Source organism: Streptomyces sp. NPDC057438, from assembly GCF_042802995.1.
Classification (GTDB): Bacteria; Actinomycetota; Actinomycetes; order Streptomycetales; family Streptomycetaceae; genus Streptomyces.
In genome coordinates this window covers 137,283-150,575 of sequence record NZ_JBHVDD010000001.1, presented here as the reverse complement: position 1 = coordinate 150,575, position 13,293 = coordinate 137,283, and the positions used below count along the sequence as shown (strand labels likewise).

The following is a 13,293-nucleotide window of genomic DNA, read 5'->3' as shown; positions in this document are numbered from 1 at the left end:
GCCGCCAGAGCCCTCCGAGCCCGCGCAGCCGGCAGAACTCACCGAACCCACGCAGTCTGCGGAGCCCGTGGCTCCCGTGGACGCATCTGCCCCGGTGGAGCCAGAGCCCACGGACACGCCCCCACCGATCGAGGTCACGGAAGATCTCGGCGAAACCGGCGCCCCGGAGACCCCGGACACCCCGGGGGCGGCCGTCCCCGGGGACGCCCCGGATCCTTCAGAGGCACCGGCCGCCTCCGACGACACGGCCCCCGCCCCGCCGGAGGCACCCGCACCCGCGACGACCGAGTCGGACTCGGCACCCGAACCGCACCCCGTCGACAGCGAGGTGCCGGCGGAACCGGCAGTCGTCGAGCAGCCGAGCCGGACGGACGCGACGCAGGCCGCCCTGTCGGAGGCCCCCGACCCCTTCGAGGCCGAGGAGCCGGACGACACGGCGGAGGGCGGCTTCCTCGACTGGGCGCACGACGTGTTCTCCCACGTGGGGAAACCGGCCGATGTACCGGTGCCGAAGGAAGCGACGATCGACAGACCGGACTTCAACAATGTGGACCTGCCGGGCATGGGGCCCCTGATCGAGTACGGCACCCCTCTCGACCGCCCCGACGGCACACGCCTCCCCCTCTTCGACGGCCCACCGGCTCGGGAGCAGACGCAGCAGGGCATGCTCGACGACTGCGGAGTCATCGCGACCATGGGTGCGGTCGCCGGACACCGGCCCGAGTTGATCTCTCAGTGCGTTCGCGAGAACGACGACGGCACGTACGCGGTGACGCTCCACCAGACGAAGCATTCCTTCGATGGGGACTGGCGCCACTTTCACCCCACGGGTGCCGTCACGCACCTCACTGTCACGGCGGACCTCCCCGTCGAGGCCGGATTCCAGGAGCGCCCGGTGTACGCCACATCGGGCGGCAGCAATGTGGCTTGGCCCTCTGTCCTCGAGAAGGCGATCGCCGGGGTGGATCAGACATGGGACGACTCTCGGCCCAGACCGGATTCGGGATACGCGAGGCTGGACCGGGGCAGCAATCCCAACGTTCGCGCCGAACTGCTCGCCCAGCTCACCGGTGATACGGCCTACACCGAGGACTTCCCCACGACGTACGACATGCGGGGCCGCAGCCCGGACCGCCAGCTGGTGGATACCTTTCGCGAGAAGCTCGCCGAAGGGCGTCCCATACTCGTGGGCACCAACGCGCCCAAGGACGACCCGGCGCCCCTGCCCCACAAGCTCTTCCCGAAGCACGCCTACGAAGTGACCAAGATGGATGACCGGGGTCTGGTGCATCTGCGGAACCCGCACAATCGCACGAACCCAGACCCGATGACCGTCAGCCAGTTCAAGCAACACTTCAAGAACCGCTACACGACAACGGAGTGACACAGTGATCGACCAACTCGCGCTGCGCAGCGGAGTTCCGCGCCAGACCGAGGACGCCTGGTTCGCCGTACGCCACCTGTACGCCCCCGTCGGCCGGCCCACCAGGGTCTACCTGATCGTCGCAACCGACGAGGAGCGGGAATTCGAGCTGGGCATCGGCGACACGTTCCCCGTCCGGGACGCCACCTGGACCTTCGAGCGCATCGAGAAGCCGGCCACCGGCGACGACCAGTACGTGGTCCTGCGCAAGGTCGAGCCCACGCCCGCCGCGGGCTGAGGGAATCGCCGTACGGCACGGCGGGCGCCCCCCCTGAAGTTCCCCTTGGCAAACTTATGCATACGCATATATTGTCCAAGCATGTAATCGCCGCGCGCCGCGCACCCATGCGTCGCGTACGGAGAGGCCACGTACCCAGGGGGACACCATGACCCGACGTTTCCTGTTCGTCCTCGGCAGCAGCCGGTCGGACGGCAACTCCGAGACGCTGGCCCGCGCGGCCGCCGAGCAGTTGCCCGAGGACGTCGAACAGCACTGGCTGGACCTCACCGAGCACCCGCTGCCCGACTTCGCGGATCTGCGGCACGACAGCGACCACGTACGGCCCCGGGGCGACAACAGGGCGCTGCTGCTGGACGCCACGCTCGCGGCCACGGACCTCGTGATCGTGTCGCCGCTGTACTGGTACTCCGTGTCCGCCCAGGTCAAGCGGTACCTCGACCACTGGTCCGGCTGGCTGCGCACCCCCGGGGTCGACTTCAAGGCCACGATGGCCGGCCGCACCCTCTGGGGCGTCACCGCGCTCGCGCACCACGAGGAGGAGGTCGCCGAGCCGCTCATCGGCACGCTCAACCACTCCGCCGCGTATCTGGGCATGCGGTTCGGCGGAGTCCTGCTGGGCAACGGCAGCAAGCCCGGTGACGTGCTCCGCGACACGGCGGCCCTCGCCCGCGCGAAGACGTTCTTCACCGGGCCCGGCGAGCAGCCGTACGCCCGCTTCCCGTACGACACCGAGCCCACTGCCGCCTGAAGTGCTCTCAGGCGGTGATGTCCTTCGCCGTGAACCTCGCCCACGCCGCCGACCCGAACACCGCCGCGTACAGGGCCTGGAGGCCGAGGTTGCGCTGGAGGTCGTCCCAGTAGACCGGCTCGCGCATGAGGTCGGCGAAGGAGAGCCAGTAGTGGGAGAAGAAGTACGGGTGGAGGGCGTCGAGCTGGGGGATCTGGTCGAGGATCTGGACGGTGATGAGAAGCCCGACCGTGGTGGCCATCGCGGCGATACCGCTGTTGGTGAGGGTGGAGATGAACAGGCCGAGGGCCGCCACCCCGATCAGTGAGGCGGCCACCGCCAGGGCGATCAGCAGGGCCCGCAGCAGGCCCTCGGAGAAGCTGATACGCGTACCGGAGATCGTCGTCAGGTCCCCGAGCGGGAACAGCAGCGCCCCCACCGCCAGCGCGGAGGCGGCCACCACGAGGGTCGCGACCAGGCAGAACGTCATGGTCGTCGCGTACTTGGTGAGCAGCAGCCGGGTGCGGCCGGCCGGCGAGACCAGCAGATAGCGCAGGGTGCCCGCGTTCGCCTCGCCCGCGATCGCGTCCCCGGCGATCACGCCCACGGCCATCGGCAGGAAGAAGGGGAGCGTCGCGGCCAGGGCCGTGAACACCAGGAACAGTCCGTTGTTGGTGATCTGCGCGATGAACGCGGGCCCGCCACCGCCGTCCGGGCCGCCTCCCGCCGACGACCCGTCTCCCGTCTCGATCCGCACCGCGATGCCGACGAGGATCGGCACCGCCGCGAGCACACCCAGCAGCGCGATCGTCCGCCACCGCCGGAAGGTGGTCACCAGCTCACTGCGGAATAGCCCGAAGGTCCAGAGGAGGCCGGGCGTGCGGACGGCGGCGACGGACACGGCAGGAGCAGAAGTAGAAGTAGAAGTAGCCGTGGTCGCCGGAGGCGGCTCCGGCGTATCAACCCGCGACATCGAAGCCCTCCCCCGTGAGTGCCACGAACGCGTCCTCCAGCGAGGCGCGTTCGAGGGCGAAGCCGCGGACGCGGACGCCTGCGGTGACCAGTGCGGCGTTCAGTTCGGCGAGGTCCCGGTCGGGGGCCGGTGGTTCCGCCGTCACCCGGCCTCCCCCGCCGGTCCGCCGCACGGCGAGCCCGTCGGCCCCGGCACCCTCACCCCCGGCACCCTCACCTCCGGCACCGTCGCCCTCGGTCACGACCACGTCCCCGAGGCCCTGTTCCTTGAGCACCCGGGCCGCGTCCGCGGTGTCGGGGGTGATGACGACGAGACGGCCGCGCGCCCCGGCGGCCAGCTCGCTCACCGGTCCCTGCACGACGAGCCGGCCCCGGGCCATGACGGCGGCGTGGGTGCACACCTGCTCGATCTCGTCGAGCAGGTGCGAGGAGAGGAAGACGGTCGTGCCGTCGGACGCCAACTCCCGTACCAGCGAGCGGATCTCGCGCATCCCCTGCGGGTCGAGACCGTTCGTCGGCTCGTCCAGGACGAGGAGGCGGCGTGGCTGGAGCAGCGCCGCCGCGAGGCCGAGGCGCTGCTTCATGCCCAGGGAGTACGCCTTCGCCTTCTTGCCTGCGGCGGCCGCGAGTCCCACCCGGTCGAGCGCGGCGCCGACCCGTGCGCGCCGGGTGCGCGGGTCGGCGGTCGGGTCGGCGGAGTCGTAGCGCAGCAGGTTGTCGCGGCCGGAGAGGAAGCCGTAGAGCGCGGGGCCCTCGATGAGCGCGCCCACGTGCGGGAGCACCGTCCGGGTGGAGCGGGGCATGGGCAGGCCGAGAACCCGGGCGGTGCCCGAGGTCGGCTCGATCAGGCCCATCAGCATGCGGATGGTGGTGGTCTTGCCCGAGCCGTTCGGGCCGAGGAAGCCGAAGACGCTGCCGCTGGGCACGGTCAGCTCCAGGTGGTCCACGGCCACCTGGCCGCCGCGGAAGGTCTTGGTCAGCCCCTGGGTGTGAATGGCTGCGTCGGTCATGGCTCCCCTCGGGTACGGCCGGTGGGCCGGGGGCGGCGGTGTCGCCGTCCCCGGCCCACCGGCCGGCGTCGCTACTTCGCCGCGTCGGCCGCCTTCACCAGCGCGTCCTTGGTGACGGCACCCGCGTACACCTTGCCGTCCTCGGTGAACAGGACGTTGACCAGCCGGGTCTTGAAGACCGTACCCGAGCCGAACTCGCCCTTGACCGGGTCGCCGAGGGAGTTCAGGAACCCGTCGACCCGGGCGTCGCCGGAGGACTCGCCGCCGGTGGACATGCCGCCGCCCTCGCCGCCGTCGAACACGGCGATGGTGCTCCAGCCCTTGCCGATCGTCTTCAGCCCGTCGAGCCCGCTCGCGAACTCCTCCCCGGAACCCTTCTCGGAGCCCTTCCCGGAGTCGCGGGGGCCCTTGCTCTCCTTGCGGGACTCGGTGTTCTTCCCGTCCTTGAACCCCTCGCCCTTGCCGGGCTCCCCGAACACGGAGTCGCCGAACCCGGACGCGTGGCCGTCCTGCTTCCCGGCCTCGTCGGCCTCGGTGACCTTGGCGCCCTTCGGCGGGGTGAAGTCGAACGTCGAGGCGCTCGGCTTGCCGAAGTCGACCTTCGTGAAGCCCGCGTCCACGACGGCCGAGCCGCCGCTCGCCGGGGTGAGCGTGAACTTCAGCGGCAGCCCCGTCTTCGCGTCGACGGCGATCGAGATCGCCCCGACGGTCGAACCGGACTGCTTGGGCTCGATCACCAGCTTGTACGCGTCCCGCCCGGCGACCCGCGCGGTCCCGTCGACGGTCACGGACGTGGTGTCGTCCACGGCCTTCAGGGCTTCCTCGGCGAGCTGCTGCGGTGTCGCCGGCACGTCCTCGGACGCGTCGGGGGCGCCCTTGGGCCCCCGCTGGTCCTTGCCCTCGCCGGCGTCGGTCGCGTGGTACACCTCGTTCGAGGCGCTGTCGTACGCCCACAGGTCGTCGCCGTTGTGGATGACGCTGTACTCGGCGGCGTCGTCCAGCAGCGACAGCTTCTGCTTGTCGGGGCCATCGGTGGCGACCCGCAACGTGTGGGTGCCGGCGGCGAGTTCGAGGAGCTTGGCGGAGGGGTCGGCGGCCGATCCGCCGTCTCCCCCGGAGGGTGCCTGCGAGACGAGGCCGTCCGCGAGGCCGCCCAGGTCGGGGAGGCCGAGGTCCGTGGTGATCTTCACCGTGCCGGACACCTGCTCCACGTCCGAGGCGGCGATCTTCTCGATGAGTTCCTGCGCGCTGATCTTCGGCAGATCGGGGTCACCGGAGCCGGCGAAGGCCGGGACGAGCCCAATGGTCGCGGCGGCGACGCCCAGCACGGTGACCGGGACGACGTACCGCGCGGCCTTGCGTCGCCGTGCCGAACGCATCTCCTCGGCCTCGGCCGCGAGCACGGCGGCGTCGCCGGACCGGGCGCTGTCGTCGGTTTCGTACGGTGCCATGTGTGCCTTACCTCCGTCGTCGGCGGCGGCATCTTCTCGGAGCCGCCATTCTCACCCGAATCGGTGAGGAGTGGTGATACCCATCTGACCAAATCGGCCGGGGAGAAGCGTCAGACTCCGGGCTCAACTCGGCGTACTGCTACGGGATGACACAACGGGCCGGAGCGTCCACCCGACCCGTAGGGGTCGTCCGGGGGGACACGCCACCGGCGGTGCGTTCCGGAGTACCCCGACGGCCCCCGACCCACGCCTGCCGGCCGGCACGGGCAGGGTGCTCGGGAAAGGCCGGCCTGCGGCGGCGGGCCCGGTGTCGGGCAGGGGGCACCGCGTGGCCCATGCCGAGGGGGACGGGCCGGGAGTGCAGGGCCGAGGCGGGCCGGGGGTAGCCGACCGCGAACGTCCGCCGAGCGTCGGCGGCCGACGGGCGACCGGTATGAGGCCCCGCCTCCGGCCGACCGGCACGAACCCAGCCGCCGCGGAGGGGCCGGCCGACGCGGAAAAGCCGGCCGACGCGGAGGAGCCGGCCGACGCGTCGGCCGGGGACCCGCGAGGGGGCTAGCCAGCCCGGTGCACCACCGCGTCACACAGTTCCACCAGGGCCGCCTTCGCGTCGCACTCCGGGAGCGGTGCCAGGGCGGCCCGAGCCTCCTCCGCGTAGCGGACCGTGTCGCGGCGGGCCTGCTCCAGCGCGGGGTGGACGCGGAGGCGGGCCAGGGCATCGGCGAGGCGGGCGTCGTCGGTCAGGTCGGAGTCGAGCAGTTCGCACAGGGCGATGTCGTCCGCCAGCCCCAGCCGCCCCGCCCGCTCGCGCAGCCGCAGCACCGGCATGGTCGGCACATGCTCACGGAGGTCCGTGCCGGGCGTCTTGCCGGACTCGTGCGAGTCGGAAGCGACGTCGAGGACGTCGTCCGCGAGCTGGAAGGCCACGCCGAGCCGCTCCCCGTACTGGGTCAGCACGTCGACCACGGTCTCGTCGGCCCCCGCCATCAGCGCGCCGAGCCGCCCGGCGACCGCGACCAGCGATCCGGTCTTGCCGCCGAGGACATCGAGGTAGTGCTCGATCGGGTCGCGCCCGTCACGCGGTCCGGCGGTCTCCAGGATCTGCCCGGTGACCAGCCGCTCGAAGGCCTCGGCCTGGATGCGGACGGCGTCGGGACCGAGGTCGGCGAGGACGTGCGAGGCGCGGGCGAAGAGGAAGTCGCCGGTGAGGACGGCGAGGGAGTTGTCCCAGCGGGCGTTGGCGCTCGGCACACCCCGGCGCACCTCGGCCTCGTCCATCACGTCGTCGTGGTACAGCGTGGCGAGATGCGTCAGCTCGACCACCACCGCCGAGGGCACGACACCCGGCGCGTAGGGGTCGCCGAACTGCGCCGCGAGCATCACCAGCAGCGGGCGGAACCGCTTGCCGCCCGCGCGCAGCAGATGCTGGGCGGCCTCCTGGATGAACGGGACCTCGCTCTTGGTCGCCTCCAGCAGACCCTCCTCGACGGCCGCCATTCCGGCCTGGACATCGGCTTCGAGAGCCTGGTCCCGCGCGCTCAGCCCGAACGGCTCGACGACGGTCACGAGGGTTCTCCTGTCTGCTGACGTCTGATGACGGTCACACGGTCGGTCTAGGTCGCTCTCACGGTCGATGACACGGTTTGTCGATCTGTCGCTGTCATCACCCGAGTCAGCGTATCCGGTCACCTTTCGATCACCGCGAGCGCCCACGGCTTCGCCTCGAGTGGTATGGGACCGCACTCCTCCCATTCTTGATCAACTGATACACGCCGATATCCATCGACGCGCATGCCGCACCTGTCCGCGCACCCACCGGCACCCCTGCCCGCACCCTGCTCCGCACCCCCGCCCACGCATCCGCTCGCGCGCCCGCCCGCGCCCACCCGCGAACGGATACCCGCCCTCCCCCGCGGAACGCCTCCGCGCCTCGCTCACCGCCTCGCCCGCACCCCAGCCCTCACCCCCGCCCCACCGCGTCCCACCCCGAGCCGGCCGATTCCCCACGCACTCGACCACCCATTTCTAACCTTTTGCACCCTTTCCCCTTGGCCCGAGTTGACCGATTTGCCGCTTACTTTCATTTCACCCGACTCCTCCCGTGAGTTGAGTCACCAGCCGCCGTCGACCCTCCGCGCGAGACCCACACCCCGCGCCGTCGACTTTCCCTTTGCGCTAGGCAAGTTGAGCCGCGAAACAGATAGCCGATCTTGGGTCGAATCACAGCAAACTCAAGGTCAACTGGATCAAAGCGCCAAACCGGGACTTGTTCCAGTCGTGTGCTCTCGCATACGTTCACACCTCGTCCGGACGGACCGCCGAATCCTGCCGCCGCCCCGGACTCCCCACCCATCACCACTCATCCACGCACGGCAGGAGCGGGGGACCCAGGTAAGCCGTCGGTCCGATGACCCCCAATCGGACCGGCTAGGGGTGAAGCCACGCGCAGTACGCCCGGCGGACGCGGCACGCACAGCGACCGCCGGGACGACGCGCGAGGCCGGGCATCTCCAGCCCGAACCCGACAGCTCACCTCGCAGGCGACGGAGAGGAATTCAGCATGCCCGCACAAGGCAAACACCGTCGTCCCCGAAGCAACGCGCTGACCCGCGGCATCGTCGCCGCCGGCACCGGCGGGGCCGCGCTGGCCCTTCCGCTCACGGTCGCCACGACCGCGAACGCCGCCGCCCCGGCCCAGGCCGCCACCTCCGTGCAGTCGGCCCCGCAGGCCGCGCCCGCCGCGGTGCTGCCCAAGTCCACGACGTACACCGTGGTCTCCGGCGACACGCTCTCCTCCATCGCGCGCAAGCACCACACCAAGGGCGGCTGGCAGCAGCTCTACAAGAACAACCGCGCGGCCATCGGCGACAACCCGGCGCTCATCCGGCCGGGCCTGAAGCTGAAGCTGAACGGGACCAAGGCGGCCACGGCCCAGAAGTCGTCGACCGCGTCCAAGACGTCCACGGCCACGCAGGCCTCGGCCAAGACGTACGCGAACAACCTCGACGGCTGGATCCGCGAGTCGCTGGACATCATGGCGCAGAAGGGAATCCCCGGGACGTACAACGGGATCTACCGCAACATCATCCGCGAGTCCTCGGGCAACCCGCTGGCGATCAACAACTGGGACTCCAACGCCGCCGCGGGCACCCCCTCGAAGGGCCTCCTCCAGGTCATCGACCCGACGTTCGCCGCGTACCACGTCTCCGGCACCCCGTACGACCCGTACGACCCGGTCGCGAACATCACGGCGGCGTGCAACTACGCCGCCGACCGGTACGGCTCGATCGACAACGTCTTCGGCGCCTACTGAGCCCTGCGGCTCCCCCTTCTCCATCTGTTCCCCTGGGCCGGCGGGCCCAGGGGAACAGCCCGTTCACGGGAAGAGTCGCTCCAGCACCACCGCGATGCCGTCGTCCTCGTTGGAGAGGGTCACCTCGTCGGCGACGGCCTTGAGTTCGGGGTGGGCGTTGGCCATGGCGACCCCGTGCGCGGCCCAGTCGAACATCGGGATGTCGTTGGGCATGTCACCGAAGGCGATGGTCCGGTCCGAGGTCAGCCCGAGATGGTCGGCGGCCAGGGCGAGGCCCGTCGCCTTCGTGATGCCGCACGGCTGGAGTTCGACGGTGCCGGGCCCCGACATGGTGACCGTCGCCAGCGAGCCGACCGCCATCCGCGCCGCCGACGCCAACTCGTCGTCCGACAGATAGGGATGGCGCAGCAGCACCTTGCTGATCGGCTCGCACCACAGATCGTCCCGGCGCGGCACCTGGACCGCGGGCAGCGTGGGGTGGGGCATGAGGTAGCCGGGCTCGATCAGGGTGAGGCCGTCGACCCCGTCCTGGTCGACGGCGGCGTACACCTGTCCGACCTCGGCCTCGATCTTGCCGAGCGCGGTCTCGGCGAGCTCCCGGTCCAGGGTGACGGACCAGAGCAGCCGGTCCGCGCCGTGGTCGTACAACTGCGCGCCCTGTCCGCACACCGCGAGCCCCCTGCCGCCGAGATCCTCCAGCAGTGGGCGCACTCTGGGCGCCGGCCGTCCTGTCACCACGAGGTGCCGGGCACCCGCCCCCGTGGCCCGCGCCAGCGCGGCGAGGGACCGGTCGGAGAGCGTGTCGTCACTGCGCAGGAGCGTTCCGTCCAGGTCAGTGGCGATGAGTGAATATGCGGTGGGAGCGGCCATGATCAGAGAATACGGATGCCACACCCCATCGGTTCGACGGGAACCGGACGACGTCCGGCATCCCGACCACCGTGACCGGCCCCCACGTCAACATCCTTTGCCCGAACGGTAGTTCAGCGGCGCGCTCGCGGCCTGCGGGCCCGGGCACCGCCTCCCGCCGATCACGGACACGCCCTCCCGCCCCTGCGTCGCCGGGGGGATGCCGTGTCAGCCGCAATGACGCGGACCCCGTCCCGCACCCTGCCTCCACCACCGGCACCCCCGCGACCCCGCAACCCCGCCGCCGGCGATCCCGTGCAGTTCCGTACGTCCGCCCTACGTCCGCTCGCACCTCCGTCCACACCTCCGTCCGTACGCCGTCAAGGCCCCGCGCCCCGACCGCGGGCCCACACCCACGACTCGGCGCGCACGACCCGCGCCACCTCCCGCCACCACGGCCGGGCCGGTCCGGGCGGCGGCCGGGGCGTAGCCGTGGCCGGTTTCGCGGGGGCGCGCCGACGGCCACCACGCCCCGGCCGCGCGCCACCACACGCACCCGCGCGCCGGTCTTGGCCACCGCCAGGACCGCGGGGTCCACCCCCGTACGCGGACCCGTACCCGGACTCGACCCCCGCCCCGGCTCACCCGAACCACCCGAGCCCTCCAGGCCACCCGCGCCACCCGAGCCACCCGGGGAGGACCAAGCCGGAACCTTTCTCCCGCTCTCCCCTCTATGGGGACATTGCGAACTCTTCAGACACTCCCCGATCTTGGCACCGCCCCGTAACGTGTGCCGCGACCAGAGGAACGACGGAAAGCACGAGAGCGAGGCAGCACCCGATGCCCCCCTTCGATGTCCCCGAAGGTGATCCCTTCGACGTCCCCGAGGGCCACCCCTTCGGGCCGCACAACCTCCCCTACGGCGTCTTCTCCCCCGCCGGCTCCGACGCCCGTACGGTCGGCGTCCGCCTCGGCGACCACGTCCTGGACGCCGCCGCGGCGGCCCACGCCCTCGGCTCCCCGTACGGGGCGCTGCTGGCCCACCCCACGCTCAACCCACTGCTGGCGGCGGGCCGTACCGCCTGGTCGGACCTCCGCCGGGCGCTGACCGCGTGGCTCACGGTGCCCTCGCACCGGGAGACGATCGCGCCACACTTCCACGCGCTGTCCGGCGTACGCCTTCATCTGCCGTTCGAGGTGGCCGACTACGTCGACTTCTACGCCTCCGAGAACCACGCGCGGAACGTGGGCCGGATCTTCCGGCCCGACTCCCCGGACCCGCTGACCCCCAACTGGAAGCACCTGCCGATCGGTTACCACGGCCGGTCCGGCACGGTGGTCGTCTCCGGCACGGAGGTGGTGCGGCCGTCCGGGCAGCGCAAGGCACCCGCCGATCCGGCGCCCGTGTTCGGCCCGTCGGTACGCCTCGACATCGAGGCGGAGGTCGGCTTCGTGGTGGGCGTCCCCTCGGAGATGGGGCGGCCGGTGGGGCTGCGGGACTACCGCGACCACGTCTTCGGGCTCTGCCTGCTCAACGACTGGTCCGCCCGCGACCTGCAGGCCTGGGAGTACGTTCCGCTCGGCCCGTTCCTCGGGAAGTCCTTCGCGACGTCGGTGTCGGCGTGGATCACTCCGCTGGAGGCGCTGGACGAGGCGCGGGTGTCACCGCCGGAGCGCACGCACCCCCTCCTGCCCTATCTGGACGACTCAGGGCCGGACGTCGACCTCGGGGGGTACGACCTCCGGATCAGCGTCGCGATCAACGGGCAGGTCGTCTCGGAGCCGCCGTTCTCCACGATGTACTGGACGGCCGCGCAGCAGCTGGCCCACATGACGGTCAACGGAGCGTCCCTGCGTACGGGCGACCTCTACGGGTCCGGCACCGTCAGCGGAGCGGAGCCGGGCCAGCGGGGCTCGCTGCTGGAACTCACCTGGAACGGGCGGGACGTCCTGGACCTCCCCGACGGCAAGCGCACGTTCCTGGAGGACGGCGACGAGGTCACCCTCACGGCCTGGGCACCGGGCCCGGGCGGGACACGGGTGGGGCTGGGCGAGGTCAGCGGACGGATCCGGGCCCGGGACTAGAGGACGCCGGAGGCGGGACGGGGTGGTGCCGGGGGCGGCGGGTAGACGGACCGGATCGCGTGCGCTCGGTGCTCCGGCGGCTGGGGGCGGCGCCTCGCCGTAAGGGCGGCACCTCGTCGGCAGCGCCGCGCTCGCCGCGGATGCTCGCGCCGTTCCCCGCGCCCCTCGGAGGCGCGCGGCCGCTGCCTCCGCCCGCCCGCCATACGACGTCGGCCATGCGTGTCGACGCGTTCCGGCCACCGGCCCCGGGTCCCAGCCACTGACCCTCTCATCCCACCCCCTGGACAACCCGGTGGCAGATCTTCCTCATGCGCCCGGAAAACCCCAGTTCAGAGCAGCCCGACCCGGTCGGCGACATGGCGCAACACTCCGGCAACATTTCCTTCCCCACCATTTCGGTATGGTTCGAAACATGCCACCCACCGACCGCGTCCGAGAGCACGCCGGCCAGGGCGCGACCACCGTCGCCGCCCACCGTGCGCGCCGTCGGCTGCGTGCGGACCAGGCGCGGCAGCTCGCCGACCTCCTGCGCCGCCAGCTCCTCACCGGCGGCTTCGGGGACGGCCCCCTCCCCCACGAGTCCACCCTCGCCACCGACTACCGCGCGACCCGCAACACGGTCCGCGAGGCCCTGGACCTGCTGCGCGCCGAGGGCCTGGTGGAACGGTTCCCCGGCGTCGGCACCGTCGTCGTCGCCCGGAAGTACCCCCACGGGCTCGACCGTCTGAAGGGACTCGCGGAAACCCTCCGCGAACACGGCACGGTCACCAACGAGGTCCGCACCATGGGCCCCGCCCCGGCCCCCGCCCCCGTGGCCGACCGCCTCCACCTCCCGCCCGGCACCGACGTCCTCTACATCGAACGCCTGCGCCGGCTGAACGGCCTCCCCCTCTCCCTCGACCTCACCTACATCCCCCTCGCCCTCGGCTCCCTGGACCTCGGCACGGCACTCCTCGGCGCCGACCTGGAGAACACCGACGTCTTCCGCCTCCTGGAGACGATCACCGGCCACCGCCTCGGCCACGCCGAGATCACCCTGGAGGCGGTGAACGCGGACACCCGCTCCGCCGCCGTGCTCGAAGCCCCGCGCGGCTCGGCCGTCCTGATGCTGGAACGGCTCACCCACCTCGCCGACGGCCGGCCCGTCGACCTGGAGTTCATCCGCTTCCGGGGCGACCGCATCTCGATGAGCGGTCTGCTGCACCGCTCCCTCTGACAACCC

Annotated in this window: 11 protein-coding genes and 1 riboswitch; of the genes, 6 read left to right on the top strand and 5 right to left on the bottom strand. The window is 71.6% G+C overall.

Translation table 11 applies throughout. The features are described 5' to 3' along the window. Positions 1–76 precede the first annotated feature (76 nt). The 3 genes from ACFU5F_RS00710 (at position 77) to ACFU5F_RS00700 (ending at position 2,412) form a co-directional block, all read left to right on the top strand. A complete protein-coding gene (locus ACFU5F_RS00710; protein WP_383880069.1) occupies positions 77–1,384 on the top strand; it encodes a C2 family cysteine protease in 1,308 nt (435 codons plus the stop codon). A gap of 4 nt (positions 1,385–1,388) precedes the next feature. Further along, a complete protein-coding gene (locus tag ACFU5F_RS00705; protein ID WP_383880068.1) occupies positions 1,389–1,661 on the top strand; it encodes a DUF6406 domain-containing protein in 273 nt (90 codons plus the stop codon). A 148-nt stretch (positions 1,662–1,809) separates the two neighbouring features. Beyond that, on the top strand, positions 1,810–2,412 hold the full coding sequence (locus ACFU5F_RS00700; protein ID WP_383880066.1) for a flavodoxin family protein: 603 nt from the start codon (positions 1,810–1,812) through the stop codon (positions 2,410–2,412). Between the two features lie 7 nt (positions 2,413–2,419). Here ACFU5F_RS00700 and ACFU5F_RS00695 read toward each other — a convergent pair whose 3' ends face one another. The 4 genes from ACFU5F_RS00695 to ACFU5F_RS00680 form a co-directional block, all read right to left on the bottom strand. After that, on the bottom strand, positions 2,420–3,364 hold the full coding sequence (locus ACFU5F_RS00695; RefSeq protein WP_383880064.1) for an ABC transporter permease: 945 nt from the start codon (positions 3,362–3,364) through the stop codon (positions 2,420–2,422). After that, on the bottom strand, positions 3,351–4,373 hold the full coding sequence (locus tag ACFU5F_RS00690) for an ABC transporter ATP-binding protein (RefSeq protein WP_383880062.1): 1,023 nt from the start codon (positions 4,371–4,373) through the stop codon (positions 3,351–3,353). The genes ACFU5F_RS00695 and ACFU5F_RS00690 overlap by 14 nt, the downstream gene beginning before the upstream one ends. 71 nt (positions 4,374–4,444) lie before the next feature. After that, positions 4,445–5,824, bottom strand: a complete 1,380-nt coding sequence (locus tag ACFU5F_RS00685) for an outer membrane lipoprotein carrier protein LolA (protein WP_383880061.1) — start codon at positions 5,822–5,824, stop codon at positions 4,445–4,447. Between the two features lie 555 nt (positions 5,825–6,379). After that, positions 6,380–7,390, bottom strand: coding sequence for a polyprenyl synthetase family protein (locus ACFU5F_RS00680; protein WP_383880059.1), 1,011 nt, complete (start codon positions 7,388–7,390; stop codon positions 6,380–6,382). 784 nt (positions 7,391–8,174) lie between these two features. Further along, a riboswitch (cyclic di-AMP (ydaO/yuaA leader) is annotated at positions 8,175–8,380 on the top strand. A gap of 4 nt (positions 8,381–8,384) precedes the next feature. On the opposite strand from ACFU5F_RS00680, the gene ACFU5F_RS00675 reads away from it, so the two are divergent. Then, positions 8,385–9,137, top strand: coding sequence for a transglycosylase SLT domain-containing protein (locus ACFU5F_RS00675; protein ID WP_383880057.1), 753 nt, complete (start codon positions 8,385–8,387; stop codon positions 9,135–9,137). Positions 9,138–9,200: 63 nt separating this feature from the next. On the opposite strand, the gene ACFU5F_RS00670 is transcribed toward ACFU5F_RS00675, so the two are convergent. Next, on the bottom strand, positions 9,201–10,007 hold the full coding sequence (locus ACFU5F_RS00670; protein ID WP_383880055.1) for an HAD family hydrolase: 807 nt from the start codon (positions 10,005–10,007) through the stop codon (positions 9,201–9,203). A gap of 819 nt (positions 10,008–10,826) precedes the next feature. Between ACFU5F_RS00670 and fahA the strand changes: the two genes are divergently transcribed. Both fahA and ACFU5F_RS00660 read left to right on the top strand, forming a co-directional pair. Then, positions 10,827–12,071 carry a fumarylacetoacetase gene (gene fahA, locus ACFU5F_RS00665; RefSeq protein WP_383880054.1) on the top strand — a complete coding sequence of 415 codons (1,245 nt, stop codon included), beginning with the start codon at positions 10,827–10,829 and terminating at the stop codon, positions 12,069–12,071. Between the two features lie 412 nt (positions 12,072–12,483). Next, positions 12,484–13,287, top strand: coding sequence for a GntR family transcriptional regulator (locus ACFU5F_RS00660; RefSeq protein WP_383880053.1), 804 nt, complete (start codon positions 12,484–12,486; stop codon positions 13,285–13,287). Positions 13,288–13,293: the final 6 nt, after the last annotated feature.

Bases quoted from the DNA above. Each gene is read 5' to 3' on its own strand.
- ACFU5F_RS00700 (WP_383880066.1), top strand. From the start codon at position 1,810: ATGACCCGACGTTTCCTGTTCGTCCTCGGCAGCAGCCGGTCGGACGGC.
- ACFU5F_RS00695 (WP_383880064.1), bottom strand. From the start codon at position 3,364: ATGTCGCGGGTTGATACGCCGGAGCCGCCTCCGGCGACCACGGCTACT.
- ACFU5F_RS00690 (WP_383880062.1), bottom strand. From the start codon at position 4,373: ATGACCGACGCAGCCATTCACACCCAGGGGCTGACCAAGACCTTCCGC.
- ACFU5F_RS00685 (WP_383880061.1), bottom strand. From the start codon at position 5,824: ATGGCACCGTACGAAACCGACGACAGCGCCCGGTCCGGCGACGCCGCC.
- ACFU5F_RS00675 (WP_383880057.1), top strand. From the start codon at position 8,385: ATGCCCGCACAAGGCAAACACCGTCGTCCCCGAAGCAACGCGCTGACC.
- ACFU5F_RS00670 (WP_383880055.1), bottom strand. From the start codon at position 10,007: ATGGCCGCTCCCACCGCATATTCACTCATCGCCACTGACCTGGACGGA.
- fahA (WP_383880054.1), top strand. From the start codon at position 10,827: ATGCCCCCCTTCGATGTCCCCGAAGGTGATCCCTTCGACGTCCCCGAG.
- ACFU5F_RS00660 (WP_383880053.1), top strand. From the start codon at position 12,484: ATGCCACCCACCGACCGCGTCCGAGAGCACGCCGGCCAGGGCGCGACC.